The organism is Acinetobacter sp. 2JN-4 (assembly GCF_003687745.1).
Classification (GTDB): Bacteria; Pseudomonadota; Gammaproteobacteria; order Pseudomonadales; family Moraxellaceae; genus Acinetobacter; species Acinetobacter halotolerans.
In genome coordinates, this window is the sequence record NZ_RDNY01000011.1 from 19,947 (window position 1) to 44,449 (window position 24,503).

Genomic DNA, 24,503 nt, shown 5'->3' on the forward strand with positions numbered 1-24,503 from the left:
CTTTTTTCACGGCATATCACATTGCCACATGTTCAGGTGAGTTGAGATTTTTAATCACATTTGAAATCTGCTCAGTATTTTCACAAATAATCACTTTGGCACGATGTTGAGGGGGTAAGAAGCCTTCATCAACGGCGTGATCAAGTTGAGCAATTAAGGCATCATAAAAACGGTTCACGTTATAAATGATCATCGGTTTCTGATGTTGGTTGAGTTGCCCCCAAGTGGCGATTTCCAAGATTTCTTCGAAAGTGCCGAGTCCACCTGGTAGCGCGATAAAGGCATTGGCACGTTCAGCCATCAATGCTTTACGCTCGTGCATACTTCTCACAACATGCAGTTCCGTCAGTTGATTATGTGCAATTTCATAGTCCAGCATAAATTCAGGAATAACCCCAACAACCTCACCACCGTGTTCAAGTACGGTATCTGCGACTTGTCCCATGAGGCCGATACTGGCACCGCCATAAACAATACCAAAATTCTGTGTAGCGAGATGTTGGGCAAGTTCAATTGCCTTTTCACGATAGATCGGATTGTTGCCGGGACGAGAACCACAATACAATGCAATTAGCGGGAGGGTTGTTTTTATGGGAGGAATGGTTTTTTTAACGGTCATTCTAAATACACTATTCATCTAATTTATTTTTACCTTATCATTTTCATTGTGCTTGTCTAGGCTAAATGAATTTTATGACAGTTTTATGCACATTTCCCATACAAAGTTCTTTCGTTATTGCTAGAACAGAATTAAAAAACACCCATATAAAAAATGATGAATTTTGTTGAAATCTTACCTATACTAAAAATCCTTTCATTAATAAATGTACCTCTATGAGTAGTGGTTGTTGTCGCTCTGCTTTGTTCTCTTTTTCTAAAAAAAATGTTTGGGCTGTTTATGCCGATCTATTCAATGATCAGTTTCAAGCTGATTATGTAGAGGAGTCAGCACTATGATTTTTGAATGGATGTCTGATCCTGCTGCATGGGTGGGTTTAGCGACACTGGTGGTGCTTGAAATCGTTCTGGGTATTGATAACCTTGTTTTTATTGCAATTTTAGCTGAAAAATTACCACCAGAACAACGTAATGCTGCGCGTAAAATTGGTTTAATTCTCGCATTGTTAATGCGTTTGGTGTTACTCGCGTCTATTGCTTGGGTGATTACCTTAACTGAACCATTGTTCCAAATTTTTGATCATGCATTTTCAGGTCGAGACTTAATTTTACTGTTTGGTGGGGCGTTCTTATTGTTTAAGGGAACGATGGAGCTGCATGAGCGGATAGAAAGCAAGCAAGTGCTCAAAGAAGAAAATCCAGTGCATGCGGTGTTCTGGATGGTGGTTGTTCAAATCGTTGTGCTTGATGCCGTGTTCTCACTGGATAGTGTGATTACCGCTGTGGGTATGGTGAAAGACTTATCTGTGATGATGATCGCGGTGACGATTGCGATCGGGATTATGTTGATCGCCTCTCGACCATTGATGGACTTTGTTAATAAACATCCAACCGTGGTGATCCTGTGTCTCGGTTTCTTGATGATGATTGGTTTCTCATTGATCGTTGAAGGTTTTGGTTTTCATATTCCAAAAGGCTATTTATACGCCGCAATTGGTTTCTCAGTTTTGGTTGAGGCCGTGAATCAGACTATGCGCCGTAACCAAGAGAAGCTGGTGACCACAACCGATTTACGTTACCGCACTGCATCCGCTGTATTACGTATGTTAGGTAGTAAAGGCGCTGGTGAGCAGCACAAAGAAACAGAGGATGTACTCGCTACACAAGCCTATGCCAAAGAAGTCTTTGATGAAGACAATGGCGTTTATCATAGTGTCTTGGTACAGGGTGTTTTAGGGCTATCTGAGCGACCTGTGAAGTCGGTGATGACACCACGCCCAGAATTGGAATGGTTAGACTTAGATGATGATCCTACAGAATTAAAAGACCGCTTGATGGCAATGACACATTCGCGTTTGATTATTGCGCGGGGAGAGTTGGATAATATTGAAGGTGTCGTACTCACGCATAAAGTATTGAATGAATACATTGAAACAGGTTCGATTGATTTTGCAAAACATTTACGCGAACCCGTGATTGTGCATGAGAACGCACAAGTTTTAATGGTCATGGAGCAATTACGCCAAGCACCGTTACAAATGGCAATCGTATTGAATGAATATGGTTCGATTGAAGGGATTGCAACGCCGATTGATATATTGGAAGCGATCGCGGGTGAGTTCCCTGATGAAGATGAGCTTGAAGCAGCGGCAGAAACGCTCGATGACGGCTCTATGCTATTAGAAGGTTCAACCGATATTCGCCATGTGTCTTTATTATTGGGTAAAGATTTGGTGGATGAAAGTGAAGAGTATTCCACTTTATCAGGCTATATCTTATTCCATCTCGGTCGGTTACCTGAAAATGGTGAAATGGTCGAAGCAGACGGACATTGTTTTGAAGTGGTGACGATGGATGGGCACAAGATTGAAAAAGTGCGCATTATTGCCAAAGAGAAAACTGACGAAAAATGATTTCCTCACCAAACTGTCCATGTGGACAAGGGCAATATGCTGCGTGCTGTCAGCCCCTACATTTGAAACAACAATTTGCTGAAACTGCTGAACAACTCATGCGTTCGCGCTATAGTGCTTTTGCCTTACAGCAAATTGATTACATTCTTGAAACAACGGCTCTAGGGCAGCAGGCTAGTTTAGATCAGGCTGTGATTACCGATTGGAGTCAGTCCAATCAATGGCTCAAATTAGAAGTCATCCAACATCAACCAAAATTGGATAAAACCCATGCCTTGGTTGAGTTTAAAGCGCATTACCGCGATAAAAACCATGATGGGAAACAACTTCATATTCATCACGAAATTTCACATTTTGTGCGACATCAACAGCGTTGGTATTTCCTCGATCCGACTTTAGATATGCAAATCACCATGAAACAACCGTGCATTTGTGGTTCGGGGAAAAAATTTAAGCAATGTTGTGAACAATTCATCTAAGTTTGTCTTAAAATAGCGCACACTTTTCCGCCTTGTTTAAGGATGTCGGCAGATGTTACTTACCGTGATTTATATTATTGCCATTACTGCGGAAGCGATGACAGGTGCATTGTCAGCGGGTCGACGCAGTATGGACTGGTTCGGTGTAACACTGATTGCCTGTGTAACTGCCCTCGGTGGTGGTTCAGTCCGAGATGTATTGCTTGGGCACTATCCCTTAACTTGGGTCAAGCATCCTGAGTATTTGGTTTTAACCTGTTGTGCGGCTTTTGTGACGATTGTTATTGCCAAATGGATGCGTCATCTCCGTAATATCTTCTTGGTACTGGATGCTTTGGGTCTAATTGGTTTTACTATTATTGGTTGCCAAATCGCTTTATCTATGGGGCATGGTTTTGTGGTGTCTGCGGTTGCAGGGGTCTTAACAGGCGTATCAGGTGGTATTCTGCGTGATATCTTGTGTAATGATGTGCCTTTGGTGTTCCGCCGTGAGTTATATGCCAGTATTTCCTTTGTCGCGGTGATTTGTTACTGGGTCTGTTTAGAAGTTGGATTGCCGCACGATTTAACGGTAATTTTCACTCTGGTCTTTGGTTTTACCCTACGTTTAATCGCGATTTATTTTGGTTTAGAGATGCCGAAATTTATTTATCAAGAAGACGATGCTGAATCTGCTTCGTCTACGGATGAGCACTGATTAATAAATAACAAACGGAGTAAAGGATTTTGGATTGAAATATCTAAATACCCTTTGCCACATATAAATTAACCATTACTTGAATCTTAAATTAAAAATGAATCTCTTATCTGTACAAGAAATGGCTCCTGAGGTCATGGAATTCGATGTAGATCAACAAATAAAGATAGGTCTTGATTATTGTCTTGGGCGCAATGACAGGGTTAAAAATCTTTTATTAGGTAGAAACTGGTTGTGGATTGCAGCAACATATAATAGATCGCTTGTAGCTGAATATAATTGGGCTGCAACTTGGATGGAACAACCTGAATATAACGAAAGTGATTTGATCTATATTGAAGATCTTGAGGTAATTGCTGAGCAAGGAAACGCAGCCGCTTTATATCTTTTGGGCGTTTATCATTCGGGTTCAAATGAAGAAGAGCAGGTCGATATTGATCTTGCATTAAAATATTATGAGAAAGCTGCATAGCAGAAGTTTCTTCCAGCCATTAATAATCTTGCTGATAAATATGAAAATGGAACAGGTGTTTCAAAGAATTTAAAAATAGCTTTTGAATTCTACTCTGTTGCTGCGGATCAAGAAATTGCCGCATCACAGTATAGTTTGGGTCTGTTTTATTTAAAGGGACTCTATGTTGAAAAAGATGATGAATTAGCTAGGCAATGGTTAAAAAAGGCGGAGAAAAATGGCTGGTTTCTAGCATCAGAAATTCTATTGAATATGTTGCATTAAGCTTAACAAGACACCATTTGACGTTTAAACAACAACAAGGGCTTGTCACAACGCTTGCATCCACATAGCATACAAAGCATTGACGATAACAATGATTTTGGATGACTTGCTGAAATGACCAGCCTTGCACATCATGCAACAGAAAACCGCTCCGTAGCCGAATTCACAGAACAAGCTTATCTCAACTATGCCATGTACGTGATTATGGACCGTGCATTGCCGCATATCAGTGATGGTTTGAAGCCTGTACAACGACGTATTGTCTTCGCCATGAGTGAGCTTGGCTTAAAGTCGACTGGAAAGCCAAAGAAATCAGCACGTACCGTTGGTGATGTACTCGGTAAATACCATCCACATGGTGACTCGGCGTGCTATGAAGCCATGGTGTTGATGGCACAGCCATTCAGTTATCGTTATCCGTTGGTTGAAGGTCAGGGTAACTGGGGTTCACCTGATGACCCTAAATCATTTGCGGCAATGCGTTATACCGAAGCCAAACTTTCAGCTTATAGTGAGCTATTGCTGAATGAATTGGGGCAAGGCACCAGTGAATGGCAAGATAACTTTGATGGTTCGATGAAAGAGCCGATTACTTTGCCTGCTCGTATTCCAAATATTCTGCTCAATGGTACAACAGGTATTGCAGTCGGGATGGCAACCGATATTCCGCCGCATAACTTGCGTGAAGTGGTGAAAGGGACGATTGCACTGATTCGTAATCCTGAAACCACCGATGAAAAATTGGCGGAGTATATTCCAGCACCAGATTTACCGACCAAAGCAGAAATCATTACGCCACCTGAAGAATTACTTAAAATTCAAACCACAGGTCGTGGTAGTTATCGTATGCGTGCGGTTTATACGATAGAAAAAAATGAAATCGTGATTACTGAATTGCCTTATCAGGTATCAGGTTCAAAAGTGGTTACCCAAATTGCTGATCAAATGATTGCGAAGAAGTTGCCTTTGGTGGCTGATATTCGTGATGAATCCGATCACAGAAATCCAACGCGCTTGGTGATTGTACTGCGTTCAAATCGTGTTGATGCTGAAACGGTGATGAGCCATTTATTTGCAACGACTGATTTGGAATCAAGCTATCGTGTCAATCTGAATATGATTGGGGCAGATGGTCGCCCACAGGTAAAATCTATTCGCCGTATTTTGTTGGAATGGATCGAGATTCGTAAGCAAACTGTGACGCGTCGTCTGCAATATCATTTAACCAAGATTGAAAAGCGTTTACATATCTTGGCAGGTCTTTTGATTGCCTATTTGGATATTGATACGGTGATTCGTATTATTCGTGAAGAAGACAAACCCAAACCTGTGCTGATGCAACATTTTGGTATCGATGAGATTCAAGCAGAAGCAATTTTGGAACTTAAACTTCGTCATTTAGCGAAGTTAGAAGAAATGGAAATTCGTCGTGAGCAAGAAGAGTTAGAAGCGAAAGCGGCAATTCTTCGCGAACAACTCGAAAATCCTGAATCACTGAAAAGCTTAATTATCAATGAACTGAAAGAAGATGCGAAAAAGTTTGGTGATGATCGCCGTTCACCACTTGTGGTACGAGCAGATGCGGTTCAAATTAAAGAACAAGATTTGCTGCCAGCTGAAACGGTAACTGTTGTTTTGTCGGAAGCGGGTTGGGTGCGTGCAGCCAAGGGCGGTGATGTTGATGCCGCAAATCTAAACTTCCGTGCAGGTGATCAATATTTAAGTCATGCGGTGGGTAAAACCAATCAACGGGTTTATTTCTTGGATAAAACAGGGCGGAGTTATGCTTTACCAATCAGTAGCTTGCCTTCAGCCAGAGGTTTAGGTGAGCCCTTGAGTTCAAAACTTGCGCCAGCAAGTGGGGTGTCCTTTCTCCAAGTTTTAGTTGAAGATGATAGCAAAGAGTTATTGGTTACCAGTTCAAATGGCTATGGTTTTAAAACCAGAGCAGGTCAATTAGATACCAATGCCAAAGCGGGGAAAACCTTTTTAACCGTTGGAGATAAAGCCACTGCATTACCGTTGCTCCCAATTCAACAGTCCACTCATGTTGCAATACTAAGTTCAGCAGGACGATTACTTATTATTGATTTGGCTGAACTCCCTATTCTAAATAAAGGTAAAGGTAACAAGTTGATACAACTTGAGGAGAAAGAACAAATTTTATTCATGACAACCTTGACGTTAGATGAAATAATCCAAGTCGCTGCAGGACAACAGCATTTAAAACTGAAAGGGGATGATCTCCAAAAATATATAGGAAAAAGAGCAACAAAGGGGCAACTTTTACCACGGGGTTATCAAAAAGCAAATAGACTCTTCGTTCAGAGATAAGGCTGGTATTCTGTGATACAAATACGTTATATATGATGTCGTATTCATATTATTTGGATAGGTCTACAGGGCAATTCAAAAACTTAATAAAAATGTTTTGCCATGGAAAGTAACGTTGTTACATTTTAAGGATTACCACTCGGAGATAATGGCATTATGGAAAAGATTTGGTTTGCTGAATACCAAAAGACAGGAATCCCAGAAACAGTTGCACTGCCTGCTGAAAACACTTCACTTGTTGATATTTTTGAACGCAATTTCCAAAAATTCGGATCACGTGATGCCTTTATCTTTATGGATAAGGTTTTAACGTTTAATGAGTTAGAAGTTGCGAGTCGTAAATTTGCAGCTTATTTACAAAGTTTAGGTTTGGCAAAAGGAACACGTGTAGCGGTAATGATGCCGAACGTTTTCCAATATCCAGTAGTGGCATTAGGTGTATTCCGTGCTGGTTTGGTTCTTGTCAACGTAAACCCACTCTATACAGCACGTGAGTTAGAGCATCAACTCAATGACTCTGGTTCGGAAGTGTTGGTCATTATTGAAAACTTTGCCAGTGTCTATCAAAGCATTATTGGTAAAACTCCTGTTAAGCATGTCGTTGTTGCGACTGTTGGGGATATGCTGGGCACGCTGAAAGGAACATTGGTCAACTTTGTTTTACGTAAAGTGCGTAAACAAATTCCAGCTTGGGATATTCCAGGTTATACCAAATTTAATGCTGCATTAAACAAAGAAAATCCAAGTAACTATAAACGTCCAAGCTTAACTTTAAGTGATACAGCTGTCCTTCAGTATACGGGTGGTACGACAGGTGTTTCTAAAGGTGCTGAGCTGACGCATCGCAATTTAGTATCAAACCTTTTACAGTGTGATGCTATTTTCTCAAGTAAGTTTGGCGATGCTGACGGTGCAAAAGATGATCGTATCGTTTGTGCATTACCGCTTTACCATATCTTTGCATTTATGGTTTGTGCGATGTACGGCATGTACAAAGGTCAAGCGAATATTTTGATTCCTAATCCACGTGACTTACCTGCGGTGATTGGTGAATTACGTAAATACCAACCTTCATTCTTCCCTGCAGTAAATACCTTGTTTAATGCGCTAGTGAACAACGAAGAGTTTAAACAACTGGATCATAGTAAACTTAAGATGGCGATGGGCGGTGGTATGGCAGTATTACCATCTACAGCTGAAGCTTGGAAGAAAGTAACAGGTACAATTATCATCGAAGGTTATGGTTTATCTGAAACCTCTCCAGTAGCAACCGCAAATCCACCAGCAACCACTGAATTTAGTGGCACGATTGGTGTCCCATTGCCATTAACTGAAGTTGCGATTTTGGATGATGACGGGAAAGAAGTTGCTCAAGGTGAGCAAGGTGAAATCTCAATCCGTGGCCCTCAAGTGATGAAAGGCTATTGGAACCGTCCAGATGAGACAGATAAAGTAATGACCGCTGATGGATTCTTCCGTACAGGTGATATCGGTATCATGGATACCCGTGGTTACTTCAAAATTGTTGATCGTAAGAAAGACATGATCTTGGTATCTGGCTTTAATGTTTACCCAAGTGAAATTGAAGAAGTCATTGCACAACATCCAAAAGTATTGGAAGTTGCTGCGATTGGTGTTCCTGATGAAAAATCAGGTGAAGTGCCTAAATTATTCATCGTGAAGAAAGATGCTTCATTAACGACTGAAGAAATCATTGCATATGCGAGAGAAAACTTAACAGGCTATAAATGCCCACGTTATGTTGAGTTTATCGATGAGTTGCCAAAATCTAACGTAGGTAAAATCTTACGTAAAGATTTACGTAAACCAGCTTAAAAATCTTTTCTAGCCTCTCTTTTGTAAAGGGAGCTACATAAAAAATGCCGCACTTGCGGCATTTTTTTATGACTATCGATTGTTGTTGCTGACTAGGCAGATTTTTTCATAAACCAGCGATCAATATAGCGTCGACTGATACCTGCAATCCCCACGAAAATGATCATGGTAATGAGCTGGAAACGTAAACGAGTTGGGTCGATGCCGTTAAAGCTAAAATAATTATCAGCAAAGACATATAGCGTGGTGATGATCAACCAGTGCCAGAGAGTGAAACGCTTAATCCCAACTGCATAAAAGGCAATAGTCAAAATGACAAAGGTTCCTAAGGTTGATTGCCAGTTTAGGTTGGCACAGATCACGCTGAGTAAAAAAGCAACAATCGGAAATACAATTTTTAAGACCCGATCGACCTTAAGTTGGTTTTGGCGTTGTTGATCAAGGATATTAAACATTTCTTTTTGATCTTGCTGTTGCATAAACTGACCCTAAACCAATATAAAAACATAGCAATGTCATTCGATCTAACTTTCTAGTGGCTCACATGTACAAAAAGAAATGTAAGTTGAACAAGTACAAATGAAAGTTTCATAAATCATAAGTTATGATAGCATGATCAGAAGAACTTCAAATGATGGATGTCAGATGCACGGTATTAGCGGCATTATATTGATTATTATCGTCGCATGTTTATTGCCTTATGTGTTTACTTTGATTGCGAAATCAAAAGGTGGTTTTCAAGCAAAAGACAATCACAATCCTCGTGAATTTTTGGCTAGAACCACAGGGTTGTCTGCACGAGCAAATGCTGTACAGCAGAATAGTTTCGAGAGTTTACCTTTATTTATTGCTGCAATTTTAATGGCGGAATATATGGTGATTCCAGAGCGATTTATTCTGACATTGGGCTGGGCGTATATTATTTTCCGCGTTATTTATGGGATTTGTTATTTAGCCAATCTCGCAACTTTACGCTCAATCATTTGGTTTTTTTCCTTACTTTGCCCAATATTTTTGTTTGTGATCACCATTAAAATGACTTAAATCAAGTTGCTCATAAAAATTCATGACGCCTAATACTAATATACAGCATCATTTTGACTGTATTCACGTTATAATCTGACCGATTTTTTATATTTAATTTCACATACACGAGTGTTGATATGAGTTATAGCAATATTCCTGCGGGTAAAGACGCGCCAAATGACATCTATGTCATCATTGAAATTCCTGCAAATGCAGCGCCAATCAAATACGAAGTCGATAAAGATTCAGATGCGTTATTTGTAGACCGTTTCATGGGTACAGCAATGTTCTACCCAGCAAACTATGGTTATGTACCAAACACCCTATCTGAAGATGGTGATCCTTTAGACGTACTTGTTGTGACGCCTTATCCAGTTGCTGCAGGTTCAGTAATTCGTTGTCGTCCAGTGGGTAAATTAAATATGGAAGATGATGGTGGTATCGATGCGAAACTGATCGCAGTTCCACATGAAAAATTATCTCCATTGTACAAAGATGTTCAAGAATATACAGATCTTCCACAATTGTTGATCAGCCAAATTGAACATTTCTTCCTACACTACAAAGATTTAGAGCCTGGTAAATGGGTGAAATTGAATGGTTGGGAAAGTTCTGAAGTTGCTAAAGCAGAAATCATTAAATCAATCGAAGCTGCTCAAAAGTAAGTTTGAAAGATTAAATCAAATTTTCTAATTTTAAAAATTTGGTTTAAAAAAAACCTCCATTCAGATTGAATGGAGGTTTTTTTATGCCAAGTTATTAACTGTGAATTAGAAGAATTTCACAGGAATATCAAGCCAGAGACGCCATTCGTTGGTGTCGCCGATGTAAGCATTAGTTTGATATTCATCACTTGCACGGTAATACGAGTGACGTACACGTAAGCTGGCATCTTTAGCAAAACCTGATTGAACGGTGTATTTTACTTGGTTAAAGAATTCACGTTCTTGGGCATTGTCAGTTAGATTTTTAACTTTAATATCCCAACCATAAACAAACGCTGTTGTCCAAGATAGGCCAGGAACACCGTAGCCACCAAAGTCTACATTGTATTGTAATTGAGCTGATTTTTCGCTATTACCAATGAAGTCTGAAAGGTAAGAATTTGGTAAATAGATACTTTGAGCACCGTCAGCATTTTCACCATAGTCATAACCAGTATTACCATTATTTTGTTGGTAAGCCAGCATCACGCTATGTGGACCTGTATTATAGGTCGTGGAAAGTGCCCAAATAGTATTTTTACGATTAGATAAATCATCGGTCGTACTTGAATACGTACTTGCTTTTTCATCCCACTTGGTGTGATAAGCGCTTAAATCGTAAGTCAAGCCGCTATCTTGGTTTAATGGTTGCTTGTAGTTTGCATTAATATAATGGCGGCCTAACTTATCTTTGCTATCTAAGCCGAAATACGAAGTCGTTAGATGATCATCGAATTTATATTTTGCGCCCCAAACAACTGCACGATCAAGATGTCTACCATCGCTATTGATCTGATCAGAGTATTGGTCTTTGGTGAATTTACCAGCCGTTAACTCCAGACCATCAATCTCACGACTGGTCGCTAACACACCTTCAAAGTATTCAGGGACTAAACGTGCTGTATTGCTCGCCAATACAGGAATATCTAGGATATGAGTACCATAAGAAACGGTCGTATTTGAGTAGCGTGCTTTTACATAACCGCCACCACGCGCCCAATGGTCATATGCTGAACCATCTGGGTGCTTTGGGATCATGCCGTTACCCGCATTATTGTTAGAGCCTAATTTAAAAGACGCATCACCAATAATACCAACACCGAAGCCTACAACACCTTGGGTAAAGCCAGAGTCTAGCTTAACCATCGCAGTTTGCGCATATGAGCTGGTGTCTTCAACACCATTTTTTTTGTCACGATTTAGATAACCTGTACGGAATAAAACATTTCCGCTTGCATCTTCAACAAATCCTTTTGCTTCGCTTTGTTCGCTTGCATATGTTGAGGTGATTAGTGCGGCATTAATCAATACCGCTAATGTAAGTTTCTGTGCCTTTGGCATAGCTTAGCCTCATAAAAAAATTGGGAAAGAAACTGCAAATTTTGAACAATTGTATAAGTTATACATGAAAAAGATAGATTTTTATTAAAATTTTTTCATTAATTTTTAATAAAAAGCTTATACAATTTTATGATTTGTTTCTCGTTTAAAAAGTGATCATAATAAAATTAAGTTAATGATTTTAATTGGTAAATATATTTATAAAGGTTGTAATATTCGATTGTTATTTCTATATAAGTTATGTTTAAAAAGTGTGATTAAGGCATATAAATTCTGTTTAAATTTAATATGTTATTTATTGGTTGGTTAAAAATATAGCAACTTGATTTGCAAAAAATTACATCCCGACGAATGGCAATCTGACAACGACGAAAAAGGAACACTTTATTCAGATTATTTTAAGGTATCTCAGATGCACTTTTATTGAGCACTCATTAAATTACATACGTATACCTGACATTTCTAATAGTTAGACAACTTATGGTGCTGAAAAGTGCGTCTTTTTTGTGCAATAAATAACCTGAATTTCTGCACTGCTTCTAAATAGATCAAAAAATTAAGAAATAAAGACCTTAGGGTCAATGGAAGCGCATTTAAAGTGTCGTAATGGCACCTTTATGGTACAGGAACTATATTTCCTAAGGATTGTTTGGAGTTGGCACAGCATTTGCTATCTATTCCGTGATGCAATTTAAAACATAAATCAGTCGAATATCCATCATGGGGGAGATCAATATGATGAAATTTGCATGTAAGGCACTTGCGCTTAGTATGATTGCTGGACTTTCAACAGTGAGTTTCGCTGCAGAAGATAATGCACTTGCGAAAAGTGGTTTGAGCTTTTCAGGAAGTGCTGCATTAACAACTGATTATCGCTATCGTGGTATGACTCAGACGCAAAGTGATCCCGCTTTACAAGGTGGTTTTGCTTTAACTCACGAATCTGGTGTTTATGCTGGGGTATGGGGTTCAAATGTTAATTTTGGTACAGCTGATCCACATTTAGAGCTTGATCCATATATCGGTTATGCGACAGAGTTACCATTTGCTGGTAAACCAACTTTAGATGTAGGTTTATGGTATTACGGTTATCCAAGCGCATCAGATTTAAATTGGCTTGAACTGTACGCAAAATTAGGATTCAGTGACCTCGTTGCTAGTGGTGATAGTCTCTTAGCGAGTGTTAACTATACTAATGACTTCTTTGGTCTAGACGAGGATGCCTGGTACTTAAATGCGACTTATTCAATACCATTCGCTGATACTGGTTTTGGTGGCGTTGCGAGCGTTGGTTATACCAAAGCTGATAACTATGACTTTAGTGACAACGGCAGTGAAGATGATAATTATGTCGACTGGAAAGTAGGCGTGACTTATGCTGTAAAATCTATTGAAGGCTTCAGTGCAGAATTGGCTGCAGTAGGGACAAATATTGATGCAGATGCACAACCTTATAAGCGTGGTGTGGAAACTGGTGCTGTCTTTACGCTAACCAAAAGCTTCTAAGCTATTGTTTCTCTAAAGCAGAGCGAATGCTCTGCTTTTTTTATACCTATATTTTCTCATGGGAAAATATTCCTTCTGATGAATATTATTTTTTATTTAATCGAAAAGCAGCGTAAATGCATATAAAACGAGATCATCACTGTATTTTTAAATAATGATTGAGTTGAATAAGGGGTGATAAAGTTGCTTGCATTTTTATTGTTACTTTTTGAGTGCGCCATAATGATCAGTTCCATTGCAGTTTAGTTGCACTATTTAGTTCATCCTTTTTTTTAAACCCAAAGCATGATCGGGTTGTTGGTTTTTTACTTAATTAAGTTATTGTTATTTATGTATTTATTATATTTTCTTAAATGCTCTAAGCTTGGCATAGCATTTGCAAATTACCCCGTGATGCAATTTAAAACTTAAATCAATTGAATATCTAAATCATGGGGGAGATCAATATGATGAAATTTGCATGCACAGCTGTTGCTTTAGGGGTAATTGCAACAGCATCAACTTTTACTTTAGCGGAAGAATCGAAGCTTCCATTTCCGGGTGCACTTTCAGGAAATATCAGTGTTGTATCCAGTTATAACTTACGCGGGATGACCAATTCACCTGAAAGTGATACACCTGCGATTCAGGGTGGGCTTGATTATAGCCATGACAGTGGATTTTATTTGGGTTACTGGTTTTCAACATTGACCGCGGCCTATGCTGATTTTAATACATCACCGACTTATGTACCCAAAGAGAAAAAGTCATTCGAAAATGATTTCTATGCAGGATATAAAGGCAAAATTAGCGATGACTTGGGTTATCAAATTGGGGGAACGGTTTATTACTATTATCCGGGTTGGGAGTCTACGGGTTACGAAACGATTGTGGGTTTGACGTATAAGGATTTAACGCTGACAGCCCAAACGCTTTTGAATAACGTGACTTTTGGCAATAAAGGTGACACCTACTTTTTGGCAACTTATGCACCCAAACTCGCAGGTGAATTTACAGGAAAAGTTCAAGTTGCAGCCTATTATTATGGCGATGATGATGAATATTTAGCCTACCAAGCTAAAGCTGGCGATGTCACCAAAACCGACTTTGCTTTCCGTCATGCAACTTTAGGTGTATCACATCCGCTGGGCGAAACAGGTGCAACTTGGAATTTAGATTATATTTTCGGCGGCTATACACGTGATGAAGCTAAGCAGAAAAATAAAGTGGTTTTAGCGTTAGGCTATGCTTTTTAATCATAAAAACAATCAAAAGCGACCATAAGGTCGCTTTTTTTTAAGTTTGACTACCCCGATAAGACAGTGCTTCGGTGAGATGGGTGCTGGAGATCATGTCACTTTCAGCTAAGTCAGCAATGGTGCGAGCAACGCGTAATACTCGATGATAGGCTCGAGCGGAAAGATTGAGACGTTGTTGTGCCATTTCAATGATTCTTGCAGAGCTGTCATCTAAAAGCGCATATTGCTCTAATAACTTCGGAGAAAGCGCTTGATTTAAACACTGTTGTCGTTGAATCTGCTTTTCATACGCGGTGATGACGCGTTGGCGTACAATTTCAGAGTTTTCAGTGGGTGTTCGATCTTGCAACTCTTGTGCTTGTAACGGTGGTACATCGATATGTAGATCAATACGGTCTAATAACGGCCCTGAAATACGATTTTGATAACGTTGAATACTTTCAGGTGAACATTGACAACGACTATCTTGATTAAAGGCATAACCACAAGGGCAGGGGTTCATTGCCGCGATAAACTGAAAATTGGCGGGAAAGGTCATTTGTCTTGCCGCACGCGAGATCACAATTTCTTTAGACTCAAGTGGCTGGCGTAATACTTCCAATACCTTACGATCAAACTCAGGCAGCTCATCTAAAAATAATACGCCTAAATGCGCAAGTGTTATTTCGCCGGGTTTTGGTTGTGAGCCACCACCGACCAATGCAATTGCGGATGCAGTGTGGTGCGGTGCTCGAAAGGGGCGTTGTCCAAAATGATGTTGGGCATTTGCAACCGAATAGATGCTCGCAACTTCTAAATTTTCCTGAGCATTGAGTGGCGGCAAGATCGAGGGCAACCTTGATGCAAGTAAGGTTTTTCCAGTGCCGGGTGGACCTTTAAAGAGTAAAGAATGTCCGCCCGCCGCAGCGATTTCGAGCGCCCGCCGCGGACGTAACTGACCTTTAACATCTGCGAGATCAAATTGATAGCTAGATAATGCCGCATTTTTTTGTTTAGGCGCTGCTGTTATCTGTGAATTGCCCGAAAAGTGTGCACAAACTTCTTGTAAATGATTCGCTGCATAGACATCAAAATTTGGAAGTTGATTGGCTTCATCTAGATTTGCAGTGGGAAGCAACAAGCGATGTTGACTCTGTTGGCATGCCATTGCGATCGTCAGCGCTCCTGAGATTGGACGCAAATGTCCATCTAGTGCAAGTTCTCCAATAAATTCAAAGCCCTCTGTACTATTTTCAGGGAGTTGACCAGAAGCGATTAGGATTCCTAAGGCGATGGGTAAGTCTAGGCGTGAGCCATTTTTAGGAAGATCCGCAGGTGCAAGGTTAATGGTTAAGCGTTTGGTTGGAAACAAAAATCCACTGTTAATAATTGCAGAGCGAACCCGATCTTTACTTTCTCTCACTGCGGCTTCAGGCAAGCCGACAATGGTTAGAGAGGGTAGCCCTGAACTAATGTGGACTTCAACTTCGATTTGAGGGGCGTGTAGCCCCAATAAACCCCTTGTGTAAATTTTTGCGAAAGACATTTTCTTGTTGTTCCATTGTGGTGCTTTATTTTTAGTCATTTTACGGTGCTGTCTGCACCGTGTTGGTGCTTATTTTTTGTTCTGTACGATTTCTTCAAGTGTTTTCATCTGTTGTTGTAGCTCAGTGAGGCGTTGGTTAGCTAAATTCAAGGCTGTTCTCTGACGATCGAGCTCTTGCTTAGAGACGAGGTCTAATTTTTCGATACTTTCATTAAGTAAAGCACGTAAATTTTTTTCTAAGTCTTTTTGGGGTTGATCGACTTGCTGCAAAATAGCCTGTAAAAGAGTTTCAATCATAAAGTGCTCAATCGTTTATGTGTATTTGTTGCGCAGTGTATCATTGCTTGCGGCAATCCTCTAGCGCTGTTCAGAACAGCTTGATGGGTGACCGCAAGATTCAGTTAAATCTTGGTAAATAGAACTTATTTTTGATTGAGGATCTACATCTCTAAGCTTAAATAGGTTATAAAGAAAACTGATGTCCAGTATTTGAAACCCCCTAACCTTCCAATATTGGCATGAAAATTGAACATAAAACCTTACTGGTGAAAATAAGCCGAAGGAAAACACACATGAAGCTTGTAACTGCAATTGTAAAACCATTCAAATTAGATGATGTTCGTGAAGCACTCTCTGATATTGGTGTTCAAGGGATTACCGTAACTGAAGTCAAAGGTTTCGGGCGTCAAAAGGGACATACTGAACTGTACCGTGGTGCAGAGTATGTTGTTGATTTCTTACCGAAAGTAAAAATTGAAATTGCGATTAGCGATGAAATGGTAGATGCAGTGATTGAATCTATTACGCGTGTCGCAAGCACAGGAAAAATCGGTGATGGGAAAATCTTTGTCACTAATCTAGAACAAGTCATCCGTATTCGTACTGGTGAGACTGGACCAGATGCTGTCTAAATTGGCATAAAGTTTGCTGAGTTAGAAATTAAGAGACACAGCTCACAAAATGAGGTTGGGGGACACGAATGAAAAAAATGCTTATGGCGCTTAGTCTATCTGGCGCACTCTTAGGTGGTTCAGCCGTTGTTTGGGCTGAAGAAGCTGCTTCTACACCAGTTACTGAACAAACTGTAGCAGTAACTGAAACAGTATCGACGACTGTTGCGGCAGAATTGCCAGCAGTTGCGGAAGTCGAACCTGAAGCAGAAGCAACACTCGATACGGGTGATACAGCTTGGATTCTTGTTTCAACAGCACTGGTTCTGTTGATGACGATTCCTGGTTTGGCTTTATTCTATGGCGGTATGGTCCGCAAGAAAAACGTACTTAGTACCATGGCACATAGTTTTGTTGCTGCGGCAGTGGTGAGTATTGCTTGGGTTGCGATCGGTTATAGTTTGGCTTTTGGTGAAGGAAATGCCTTTATCGGTGGACTTGATAAACTGATGCTATCAGGTATTGGTACTGATACTTTAAGTGGATCGATTCCTGAAATTCTATTTGTCATATTCCAAATGACCTTTGCGATTATTACGGTTGCGATTATTAGTGGTTCTATCGCAGAGCGTATGAAATTTGGTGCTTTTGTTGCCTTTGTTGCGATTTGGGTTGTTGTCGTTTACGCACCAATTACTCACTGGGTATGGGGCGGCGGCTGGTTAGGTAATGACGGTGCGCTAGACTTTGCTGGTGGTACAGTTGTTCATATTAACTCAGGTGTTGCAGGTTTGGTTGCAGCGTATATGCTCGGCAAACGTATGGGCCTTGGTCGCGAATCAATGGCACCGCATAACCTTGCTTTAACTGTGGTTGGTGCAAGTTTACTTTGGGTGGGTTGGTTTGGTTTCAACGGTGGTTCTGCGTTGGGTGCCAACGGTTCTGCATCGTATGCAATCATGGTTACTCAAGTTGCAGCGGCAGCAGCGGCATTGTCTTGGTTAGTGGTTGAGAAAGTTGTCCGTGGTAAAGCATCTGTTCTTGGTGGTGCATCGGGTGCGGTTGCTGGTTTAGTGGTGATTACGCCTGCGGCTGGTTTCGTAACTGTTGGTGGCGCATTAATCATGGGTCTCATCGGTGGTGTTGTATGTTTCTGGGGTATTACTGCACTTAAGCGTTTACTCAAAGCAGATGACTCTTTAGACGCATTTGGTTTACATGGTGTTGGTGGTATCGTTGGTGCGATCTTAACAGCAGTCTTTGCAAGTGAATTCATTATGGGTGATGCTGCACCTGCAAATATGATGGCGCAATTATGGGTGCAAGTCGAAGGTGTACTTGCAACGATCGCATATAGTGCAGTGATGACCTTCATTATCCTTAAAGTAATTGATCTAGCGATTGGTATTCGTGTCAGCAATGATGACGAACGTATGGGTCTCGATCTGAGTCAACATGGCGAACGTGTTGAATAATCGGATGTAAAATACAATTCGATAAAACGAAACAGCCTTGTGCTCCTGCACAAGGCTGTTTTTTTGTGTAGTGATGGCTAGTTCAGCAAATGAAGAAACTTTGCTACACTTAGCCAAAGTGAGTAAATAATTGCACAACTATGCATTGTCCATTTTGTAACGCTGCTGATAGTAAAGTCATCGACTCCCGTTTGGCTGCCGAAGGCTGTCAAATTCGCCGTCGTCGTGAATGTACGATTTGTGGTGAACGCTTTACCACCTTTGAAAGTTATGAAGTGGTGATGCCACGCGTGATTAAATCCGATGGTAAAAGTGAACCGTTTGATGAAGCGAAATTACGTCGCTCACTCATGCATGCTTTGCAGAAGCGTCCTGTGACGCAAGAGCAAATCGAAACGGTGCTCAGTGATATTCAGTTGCAGATTCGTCGTTTAGGCGAACGTGATGTCAAATCAAGAATGATTGGTGAAATCGTGATGCAGGCATTATTTGCATTGGATCATGTCGCTTATGTTCGATTTGCCTCGGTTTATCAAGATTTCCAAGATGTAGAAGCATTTCGTCATCAGATTGAGCAAATGCAACAACGTGAAAATGAAGCCTAAATTAGAGAAATCATGTCTGAGCTAAACCAAGATCAAACTTTTCAGGATCAAGCTTTTCAAGATCAGTATTGGATACAACGAGCAATTGATTTAGCTCGACTTGGACAATATTCCACCAAACCAAATCCGAATGTCGGCTGTGTCATTGTAAAAAATGGTCAATTGATTGGGGAGGGGTATCATCCCAAAGCAGGGCAACCACATGCCGAGGTTTTCGCCTTAGCGCAAGCAGGTGAACAAGCCAAGAATGCAACCGCTTATGTGACTTTAGAACCTTGTGCACACTACGGTAGAACTCCGCCTTGCGCTGAAGCACTGGTCAAGGCACAAGTCAAAAAAGTTGTGGTGGCATGCTCTGATCCAAACCCACTGGTGGCAGGTAAAGGGGTGAAAATCCTACAAGATGCAGGCATTGAAGTTGAAACAGGGATCTGTACCGAAGTAGCGAAAACTTTAAATTTGGGTTTTCTAAAAGCCATGTCAACAGGTTTACCTTATGTGCGTTTGAAAATTGCCTCAAGTCTCGATGGGCGTACTGCAATGGCTTCGGGTGAGTCGAAGTGGATTACCGGAACAGCCTCACGACAGGATGTACAGCATTGGCGTGCGATTTCAGGCGCTGTGATTACTGGGATTCAAACGGTTTTGGCAGATGATTGTGAACTGAATGTTCGTGCATTAGCAGGTGTTGACCTTATAACAGTTGTTCAACCGAAACGAATTGTGCTCGATCGACAAGGACAGTTACCACTCAGTGCCAAGATGTTACAGAATCCGGAAACAGTGATGGTAATGACCCCATTTCGTCAAGAACTTGCCGATTTAGGCGTGATACAATTGGCGCCGCAACCTTTAAATCAGTTATTGCAAACCTTATCTCAACAGTATCAAATTTATGATGTATTGGTTGAGGCAGGTGCGACTTTATCGACTGCCTTTTTACAACAAGGTTTGGTTGATGAAATGATTAGTTATGTTGCACCAACTTTACTTGGTCAATCTGCTCGATCAATGTTCAATGCTGAATTGAACGAAATGGCAGAGCAGCTTCGTTTTGAATTGGTCGATGTAACCCAACTTGGGCAAGATATTCGCCTAAGATTGCTCCCTACCCAAGAGATGATATGAATCCTGAAGCATCGGTTTATCACAAACGTCGCCATGCGGCGCGTACCACTGACGAATATCTTTTTCATCAGCTCGTACCTTATCTGGGGAATAAGCGCCGACTCCTTCATCTGATTTTAGAAGCGCTTGAGATTACGGGAACACTGAATAGTAAAAAAAAGAATCCACCAATTTTTGCTGATTTCTTTGCGGGCAGTGGTGTGGTCTCTCGTTTGGCTCGCCAAAATGGTTATCGTGTGATTGCCAACGATTGGGAACCTTATAGCCATGCCTTAAATCACGCGATTTTGGCATGTACCGATGCACCCGCATTTAAAGAATTAGGTGGCTATCAAAAAGCGATTGATATTTTAAATCGATTGCCTGAGGTAAAGGGTTGGGTGACACATAATTTGTGTCCTCGCAATGATGATGTCTATGATCCAGCACGTGACCGACTGTTCTTTAAGCGTCGTAATGGGATGAAGATTGATGCGATTCGTCAGCAAATTGCAACTTGGCAAGCACAAGGTGCGATTAATGATGTGGAAATGAGTGCTTTACTTGCACCATTGCTGTACTCAGCCAGTTTCGTCAGTAACACCAGTGGCGTATTTAAAAGCTTCCATCAGGGTTGGGGCGGTAAAACGCAGACGGCATTAGAACGGATTGAGTCGTTATTGTGGTTAACACCAAGCCGTTTTTGTGAAATTGGTGAGAGTAAACGACCTGCCGCAGAAGTGTGGTGTGTCGATGCACAGCATTTAGCCAATCAAATGAGTGGCTTTGAAGTGGATGTGGCGTATCTTGATCCGCCGTATAACCAGCATGCCTACAGCAGTAATTATCATGTTTTAAATGCCTTAACTTTATGGGATCAGAACGACTTACCCTCACCTGACACCAAAGGTTTTAAAAGTGGTATTGATCGGGCATGGCGTAAAGAACGTCCGAGTTCGTATAACTCGTCTAAACATGCTCAAAATGCCTATGAAAAGTTATTGGAAACCATCAATGCGCGTTATATCTTGACCAGTTATTCGACTGATGGAAATATTGAGCCTAAAGATTTACTGACCGCCAATTTAAAGCGCGGAAAAGTCACGTTGCTGACTCAAGACGTGCCGCGTTATCGCGTCAGTAAGCAGCGACAGTCTGAACGGGCACGGGTGCTTGAGTTTATTGTGATCACCGATACTCATGCAAAATCAGGTCCGCCATTGCGACAGTTACTGGGTCAGCTCTACCACTTTGCTGAATTGGGTGGTGTGGATACCTCAGGGAACAGCACTCAACTTGCACTTTGGTAAGCTCAAACAAACACCACTTTATAAACAAAGTGGTGTTTTTACATGTAGATGTGCTGTGGTATCGGTAAATAAGATCAACTAAATCGTATTTTTAGATAAGTAACTGTTTTTGTGGTCATTATCTTATATTTTTGAGCTGTATTTTGACTGAGCAGAATTCTCGTTAGAATTGCTTTACTTCGGTTTTTATTTAAAATAACGATAAAATACATAGATCTATGAGAAATTAACTTATATTCTTAAACTCGATACATTGCATTTTAAAAATTAAATAAATTTTACTATTCGGTTAAAAAAACATTGACCCAATATCAAAATAAATATAATTTTCCGAGCTCATTTAGGGTCTTATCGATGAGAAGCGATAGCCATGAGAGGTTGTTATGAGTCGCTCGGAACCCACTTTGTTGGGACAATGTATCGCTGAGTTTTTTGCCACTGCGGTTTTTTTATCATTTGGTATCGGTGTAGTTGCTGCGCTCAAGCTAACAGGTGCTGGGTTTGGCCAGTGGGAAATTAGTGTGGTCTGGGGTTTGGCAGTTGCATTAGCAGTCTATCTTTCAGCAGGCATTTCTGGTGCACATCTCAATCCAGCAGTCACCATTGCATTAGCATTATTTGCGGGCTTTGATAAAAGGAAAGTGCCTTTCTATATCATTGCCCAAGTTGCAGGTGCTGCGGTTGGGGCATTACTGGTCTACGGGCTTTACAGTAATTTGTTTATCGACTATGAACAAAGCCATAACATGGTCCGAGGCAGTGTTGAAAGTTTAGAATTGGCGGGAATTTTCTCGACTTATCCGCATCATTTACTTTCAATGGGGCAAGCGTTCTTGGTCGAGATGTTTATTACCATGCTGCTATTGTGGTTGATTATGGCAATAGGTGATGATCAAAATGGCTTGCCGCGCGGTGCTTTGGCGCCATTATTGGTAGGTTTATTGGTTGCAGTGATTGGTGCTTCTTTTGGTCCGTTAACAGGTTTTGCTATGAATCCTGCCCGTGACTTTGGCCCTAAAATCATTGCTTATTTCTCAGGTTGGGGACCTGTTGCCTTTACTGGCGGTCGTGATATTGCATACTTTATCGTTCCGATGACCGCGCCGATTGTTGGGGCTTGCTTAGGTGTACTTGGCTATAAATTATTCTTTAGCCATTTTTTAGTGAGTCATCAAGTCGAAGTGCCAAGCACTGCTGAAAAGCAAATCTCGGATATGTAGTGGTGATCAAAATAAGACAATGAAATAAGAAGAAGGGTGGCCAGAGGATCACCCTTTTTGATTTGGCGGCATTTGCGTCAGCGTCGCTTGTTATCTCAAGTTCTTTGCATTAAGGTATCTTGATTCGCTGAGACTCGTACTTGAATGAAGGTAGGTTAAAAGTCACATGTTTACAGGCATTATTGAAAGTTTAGGCAAAGTTGAAAGTCTACAAAGTGTAGGTGGTGATGTTCGTCTACGAATTCAAACTGATTTGGATATGTCGGATGTGCATTTAGGAGATTCTATTGCCACTAACGGTATCTGTTTGACGGTGATCGAGTGGGGCGAAAATTGGTATGCAGCCGATGTTTCCCGTGAAAGCTTAAATCGTACCACCTTAGGTCAATGGAAAGTAGGACAAGCGGTCAATGTGGAAAAAGCCATGTTACCCACCACACGCTTTGGTGGGCATATCGTCAGTGGCCATGTCGATGGCTTGGGTGAAATTACGGTCTTTCGTCAGGATGCGCGCTCATTGTATTTCGAAGTGACAGCACCAGTTGAGTTGGCCAAATATCTGGCAGAAAAAGGCTCGGTGACGGTAGATGGCATTAGTCTGACCATTAACCATTTACGTGGCAATATTCTTAGCTTGAATTTGATTCCACATACCGTTGAACGTACCAATATCGGTTCTTGGCAAGTCGGTACTAAAGTGAATTTGGAAGTGGACGTGTTGGCGCGTTATATCGAGCGTTTATTGTTAGGAGATAAAGCTGCCGAGCAAAAACCTGAATCTAAACTCAGTATGTCTTTTCTAGCTGAAAATGGTTTTTTGAAATAAGATTTTAAGCAATAAAAAGCCCAGATTGACTGGGCTTTTTTGTCTTTATTTTTCGTTAGAAAATTCACTATTTTTCAGTATATATTCAATTTCATCTTGAGCGAGCGAATGTAGTTTGGCTCGAAATACCGTCACCGCTTGTTCGATCAGACTTTCTGATTCTAATTCAAGGCGAACTCGAACGCTTTCGAGTTCAGATAAAATTTGATGATCTTCAATGACAAGCTGTTGTCCAGAAGCATAGTCAATGCTCGGTAGTTCAGGATTACTTTGATAACGCTCAGTTTGTTGTGCAATCTCTTGATCAATATGATTGCGCAATGCAACAAGATTCTCAGTTTGTTGAGCAAATTGTTGTGCTTCATCTGCTTGTAGCTGTGCTGCATACGCAGCTTCAGCAGCACGTTTTTCGGCAAGGGCCTTTTCTAGTGCTTGTTGTTTACGAATGCGGGCTTGTTCGATCAACTCTGCTTTGAGATCAGCATAGGCCTTTTCGATGCGTTGCTGAGAACGTTGTGCCGCATGCTCCTCATGTTGTGTCCAAGTTTGAATCTGGGTTTGTGGCAACAGTAGATCACAGATACGTGCTAAATCTTCCTGATAGGTCTGACGGACAGTTTCAGGGGTGTTTAACCAACGTTTCTTAAAGTCCTGACCAACATTTAATGCCACAAGACACTCCTCAAATGATGTTATTGCATGCAGATTTATAATTTAAACGTTCGGGCTTCAATACCTAAACGCCGATACTGTTTAAATTTTTCTCGCCCAATCTGTTTCGCGGTTTCATTGTTTTCAATAATCTCAATAATGTGGCGAAAATCCTGAGTGAGTTCAAGTGCATGATTGTTAAAATTAAACACGATCCAATCATTGGATGGTGGTAATTGTTCTGAAATACAGACCGCGTTATTCGGTTGATGAATGCCGTGAGGAATAAAGCTAAGTGGATCAAAGGTCCACAGCTTTTCATCTAGCTCAGTTTGGAGCGCTAAATCAGGACAATACCACCATATATGCGGATGCTGATTTAGAATCTTTCGACATAAACGGCAAGCACTTTCGACTTGCCGTTCTGCACTTTTTTCAAAGAGGTAAAAGCTGATTTGGGTCATGT

At 40.8% G+C, this 24,503-nt stretch carries 25 protein-coding genes; 18 read left to right on the plus strand and 7 right to left on the minus strand.

Features of this window, described 5'->3' with window-relative positions; translation table 11 throughout:
* Positions 1-16 precede the first annotated feature (16 nt).
* The gene (locus EAH57_RS13990) at positions 17-637 is read right to left on the minus strand and encodes a TIGR00730 family Rossman fold protein (protein ID WP_121930590.1); all 621 of its coding nucleotides are present in this window, start codon (positions 635-637) and stop codon (positions 17-19) included.
* A 316-nt stretch (positions 638-953) separates the two neighbouring features.
* On the opposite strand from EAH57_RS13990, the gene EAH57_RS14000 reads away from it, so the two are divergent.
* The 7 genes from EAH57_RS14000 (at position 954) to EAH57_RS14025 (ending at position 8,613) form a co-directional block, all read left to right on the plus strand.
* Positions 954-2,531 carry a TerC family protein gene (locus EAH57_RS14000; RefSeq protein WP_121930591.1) on the plus strand — a complete coding sequence of 526 codons (1,578 nt, stop codon included), beginning with the start codon at positions 954-956 and terminating at the stop codon, positions 2,529-2,531.
* Positions 2,528-3,010: a YchJ family protein gene (locus EAH57_RS14005; RefSeq protein WP_121930592.1), complete on the plus strand. Its 483-nt coding sequence runs from the start codon at positions 2,528-2,530 to the stop codon at positions 3,008-3,010. The genes EAH57_RS14000 and EAH57_RS14005 overlap by 4 nt, the downstream gene beginning before the upstream one ends.
* A 52-nt stretch (positions 3,011-3,062) precedes the next feature.
* The gene (locus EAH57_RS14010; RefSeq protein ID WP_121930593.1) at positions 3,063-3,707 is read left to right on the plus strand and encodes a trimeric intracellular cation channel family protein; all 645 of its coding nucleotides are present in this window, start codon (positions 3,063-3,065) and stop codon (positions 3,705-3,707) included.
* Positions 3,708-3,843: 136 nt separating this feature from the next.
* On the plus strand, positions 3,844-4,179 hold the full coding sequence (locus EAH57_RS16165; RefSeq protein WP_228200049.1) for a hypothetical protein: 336 nt from the start codon (positions 3,844-3,846) through the stop codon (positions 4,177-4,179).
* An 18-nt stretch (positions 4,180-4,197) separates the two neighbouring features.
* Complete coding sequence (locus EAH57_RS16170) at positions 4,198-4,443, plus strand: tetratricopeptide repeat protein (protein ID WP_228200050.1); 246 nt, start codon at positions 4,198-4,200, stop codon at positions 4,441-4,443.
* Between the two features lie 114 nt (positions 4,444-4,557).
* Positions 4,558-6,777: a DNA topoisomerase IV subunit A gene (parC, locus tag EAH57_RS14020; protein WP_121930594.1), complete on the plus strand. Its 2,220-nt coding sequence runs from the start codon at positions 4,558-4,560 to the stop codon at positions 6,775-6,777.
* 156 nt (positions 6,778-6,933) lie between these two features.
* Positions 6,934-8,613, plus strand: coding sequence for an AMP-binding protein (locus tag EAH57_RS14025; RefSeq protein WP_121930595.1), 1,680 nt, complete (start codon positions 6,934-6,936; stop codon positions 8,611-8,613).
* Positions 8,614-8,705: 92 nt separating this feature from the next.
* Here the strand turns inward: EAH57_RS14025 and EAH57_RS14030 are convergent, their stop codons facing one another.
* Entirely contained in the window at positions 8,706-9,092 is a 387-nt protein-coding gene (locus EAH57_RS14030) for a hypothetical protein (protein WP_121930596.1), read from the minus strand.
* A gap of 166 nt (positions 9,093-9,258) precedes the next feature.
* On the opposite strand from EAH57_RS14030, the gene EAH57_RS14035 reads away from it, so the two are divergent.
* Together EAH57_RS14035 and ppa are read left to right on the plus strand one after the other, a co-directional pair.
* The gene (locus tag EAH57_RS14035; protein ID WP_121930597.1) at positions 9,259-9,657 is read left to right on the plus strand and encodes an MAPEG family protein; all 399 of its coding nucleotides are present in this window, start codon (positions 9,259-9,261) and stop codon (positions 9,655-9,657) included.
* A gap of 119 nt (positions 9,658-9,776) precedes the next feature.
* Entirely contained in the window at positions 9,777-10,304 is a 528-nt protein-coding gene (gene ppa / locus EAH57_RS14040) for an inorganic diphosphatase (RefSeq protein ID WP_121930598.1), read from the plus strand.
* A gap of 105 nt (positions 10,305-10,409) precedes the next feature.
* On the opposite strand, the gene EAH57_RS14045 is transcribed toward ppa, so the two are convergent.
* Positions 10,410-11,684 carry an OprD family outer membrane porin gene (locus tag EAH57_RS14045; RefSeq protein WP_121930599.1) on the minus strand — a complete coding sequence of 425 codons (1,275 nt, stop codon included), beginning with the start codon at positions 11,682-11,684 and terminating at the stop codon, positions 10,410-10,412.
* 735 nt (positions 11,685-12,419) lie between these two features.
* Here EAH57_RS14045 and EAH57_RS14050 point away from each other — a divergent pair.
* Both EAH57_RS14050 and EAH57_RS14055 read left to right on the plus strand, forming a co-directional pair.
* Positions 12,420-13,190, plus strand: coding sequence for a TorF family putative porin (locus tag EAH57_RS14050; protein WP_121930600.1), 771 nt, complete (start codon positions 12,420-12,422; stop codon positions 13,188-13,190).
* Positions 13,191-13,636: 446 nt separating this feature from the next.
* Positions 13,637-14,425, plus strand: a complete 789-nt coding sequence (locus EAH57_RS14055) for a TorF family putative porin (protein ID WP_121930641.1) — start codon at positions 13,637-13,639, stop codon at positions 14,423-14,425.
* A 40-nt stretch (positions 14,426-14,465) separates the two neighbouring features.
* On the opposite strand, the gene EAH57_RS14060 is transcribed toward EAH57_RS14055, so the two are convergent.
* Positions 14,466-15,953: a YifB family Mg chelatase-like AAA ATPase gene (locus tag EAH57_RS14060; protein WP_121930601.1), complete on the minus strand. Its 1,488-nt coding sequence runs from the start codon at positions 15,951-15,953 to the stop codon at positions 14,466-14,468.
* A 69-nt stretch (positions 15,954-16,022) separates the two neighbouring features.
* Positions 16,023-16,250, minus strand: coding sequence for an accessory factor UbiK family protein (locus EAH57_RS14065; RefSeq protein ID WP_121930602.1), 228 nt, complete (start codon positions 16,248-16,250; stop codon positions 16,023-16,025).
* Positions 16,251-16,525: 275 nt separating this feature from the next.
* Between EAH57_RS14065 and glnK the strand changes: the two genes are divergently transcribed.
* The 7 genes from glnK to EAH57_RS14100 all read left to right on the plus strand — a co-directional run bounded on the left by glnK (position 16,526) and on the right by EAH57_RS14100 (position 23,386).
* A complete protein-coding gene (gene glnK, locus EAH57_RS14070) occupies positions 16,526-16,864 on the plus strand; it encodes a P-II family nitrogen regulator (RefSeq protein WP_000780326.1) in 339 nt (112 codons plus the stop codon).
* A gap of 68 nt (positions 16,865-16,932) precedes the next feature.
* Complete coding sequence (locus EAH57_RS14075) at positions 16,933-18,318, plus strand: ammonium transporter (protein ID WP_121930603.1); 1,386 nt, start codon at positions 16,933-16,935, stop codon at positions 18,316-18,318.
* Between the two features lie 140 nt (positions 18,319-18,458).
* Positions 18,459-18,923 carry a transcriptional regulator NrdR gene (nrdR, locus tag EAH57_RS14080; RefSeq protein WP_004668188.1) on the plus strand — a complete coding sequence of 155 codons (465 nt, stop codon included), beginning with the start codon at positions 18,459-18,461 and terminating at the stop codon, positions 18,921-18,923.
* Between the two features lie 12 nt (positions 18,924-18,935).
* Positions 18,936-20,051, plus strand: coding sequence for a bifunctional diaminohydroxyphosphoribosylaminopyrimidine deaminase/5-amino-6-(5-phosphoribosylamino)uracil reductase RibD (gene ribD, locus EAH57_RS14085; protein ID WP_121930604.1), 1,116 nt, complete (start codon positions 18,936-18,938; stop codon positions 20,049-20,051).
* Positions 20,048-21,340: a DNA adenine methylase gene (locus EAH57_RS14090; protein ID WP_121930605.1), complete on the plus strand. Its 1,293-nt coding sequence runs from the start codon at positions 20,048-20,050 to the stop codon at positions 21,338-21,340. Before ribD ends, EAH57_RS14090 begins: the two co-directional genes overlap by 4 nt.
* A gap of 383 nt (positions 21,341-21,723) precedes the next feature.
* Positions 21,724-22,560, plus strand: coding sequence for an MIP/aquaporin family protein (locus tag EAH57_RS14095; RefSeq protein WP_121930606.1), 837 nt, complete (start codon positions 21,724-21,726; stop codon positions 22,558-22,560).
* A gap of 166 nt (positions 22,561-22,726) precedes the next feature.
* A complete protein-coding gene (locus tag EAH57_RS14100) occupies positions 22,727-23,386 on the plus strand; it encodes a riboflavin synthase (protein WP_121930607.1) in 660 nt (219 codons plus the stop codon).
* Positions 23,387-23,431: 45 nt separating this feature from the next.
* Here EAH57_RS14100 and EAH57_RS14105 read toward each other — a convergent pair whose 3' ends face one another.
* On the minus strand, positions 23,432-24,058 hold the full coding sequence (locus EAH57_RS14105; RefSeq protein ID WP_121930608.1) for a hypothetical protein: 627 nt from the start codon (positions 24,056-24,058) through the stop codon (positions 23,432-23,434).
* A 35-nt stretch (positions 24,059-24,093) separates the two neighbouring features.
* Positions 24,094-24,501, minus strand: coding sequence for a DNA polymerase III subunit chi (locus EAH57_RS14110; RefSeq protein ID WP_121930609.1), 408 nt, complete (start codon positions 24,499-24,501; stop codon positions 24,094-24,096).
* Positions 24,502-24,503 lie beyond the last annotated feature (2 nt).

Excerpts from the sequence above, each read along its gene's own strand:
- EAH57_RS14060 (WP_121930601.1), bottom strand. The coding sequence starts at position 15,953 with ATGTCTTTCGCAAAAATTTACACAAGGGGTTTATTGGGGCTACACGCC.
- parC (WP_121930594.1), top strand. The coding sequence starts at position 4,558 with ATGACCAGCCTTGCACATCATGCAACAGAAAACCGCTCCGTAGCCGAA.
- EAH57_RS14075 (WP_121930603.1), top strand. The coding sequence starts at position 16,933 with ATGAAAAAAATGCTTATGGCGCTTAGTCTATCTGGCGCACTCTTAGGT.
- EAH57_RS14045 (WP_121930599.1), bottom strand. The coding sequence starts at position 11,684 with ATGCCAAAGGCACAGAAACTTACATTAGCGGTATTGATTAATGCCGCA.
- EAH57_RS13990 (WP_121930590.1), bottom strand. The coding sequence starts at position 637 with ATGAATAGTGTATTTAGAATGACCGTTAAAAAAACCATTCCTCCCATA.
- EAH57_RS14050 (WP_121930600.1), top strand. The coding sequence starts at position 12,420 with ATGATGAAATTTGCATGTAAGGCACTTGCGCTTAGTATGATTGCTGGA.
- ppa (WP_121930598.1), top strand. The coding sequence starts at position 9,777 with ATGAGTTATAGCAATATTCCTGCGGGTAAAGACGCGCCAAATGACATC.
- EAH57_RS14010 (WP_121930593.1), top strand. The coding sequence starts at position 3,063 with ATGTTACTTACCGTGATTTATATTATTGCCATTACTGCGGAAGCGATG.
- EAH57_RS14090 (WP_121930605.1), top strand. The coding sequence starts at position 20,048 with ATGAATCCTGAAGCATCGGTTTATCACAAACGTCGCCATGCGGCGCGT.
- EAH57_RS16165 (WP_228200049.1), top strand. The coding sequence starts at position 3,844 with ATGGAATTCGATGTAGATCAACAAATAAAGATAGGTCTTGATTATTGT.
- EAH57_RS14055 (WP_121930641.1), top strand. The coding sequence starts at position 13,637 with ATGATGAAATTTGCATGCACAGCTGTTGCTTTAGGGGTAATTGCAACA.
- EAH57_RS14110 (WP_121930609.1), bottom strand. The coding sequence starts at position 24,501 with ATGACCCAAATCAGCTTTTACCTCTTTGAAAAAAGTGCAGAACGGCAA.
- ribD (WP_121930604.1), top strand. The coding sequence starts at position 18,936 with ATGTCTGAGCTAAACCAAGATCAAACTTTTCAGGATCAAGCTTTTCAA.
- EAH57_RS14065 (WP_121930602.1), bottom strand. The coding sequence starts at position 16,250 with ATGATTGAAACTCTTTTACAGGCTATTTTGCAGCAAGTCGATCAACCC.
- EAH57_RS14035 (WP_121930597.1), top strand. The coding sequence starts at position 9,259 with ATGCACGGTATTAGCGGCATTATATTGATTATTATCGTCGCATGTTTA.
- EAH57_RS14095 (WP_121930606.1), top strand. The coding sequence starts at position 21,724 with ATGAGTCGCTCGGAACCCACTTTGTTGGGACAATGTATCGCTGAGTTT.
- EAH57_RS14005 (WP_121930592.1), top strand. The coding sequence starts at position 2,528 with ATGATTTCCTCACCAAACTGTCCATGTGGACAAGGGCAATATGCTGCG.
- EAH57_RS14000 (WP_121930591.1), top strand. The coding sequence starts at position 954 with ATGATTTTTGAATGGATGTCTGATCCTGCTGCATGGGTGGGTTTAGCG.
- EAH57_RS14100 (WP_121930607.1), top strand. The coding sequence starts at position 22,727 with ATGTTTACAGGCATTATTGAAAGTTTAGGCAAAGTTGAAAGTCTACAA.
- EAH57_RS14025 (WP_121930595.1), top strand. The coding sequence starts at position 6,934 with ATGGAAAAGATTTGGTTTGCTGAATACCAAAAGACAGGAATCCCAGAA.
- nrdR (WP_004668188.1), top strand. The coding sequence starts at position 18,459 with ATGCATTGTCCATTTTGTAACGCTGCTGATAGTAAAGTCATCGACTCC.
- EAH57_RS14030 (WP_121930596.1), bottom strand. The coding sequence starts at position 9,092 with ATGCAACAGCAAGATCAAAAAGAAATGTTTAATATCCTTGATCAACAA.
- glnK (WP_000780326.1), top strand. The coding sequence starts at position 16,526 with ATGAAGCTTGTAACTGCAATTGTAAAACCATTCAAATTAGATGATGTT.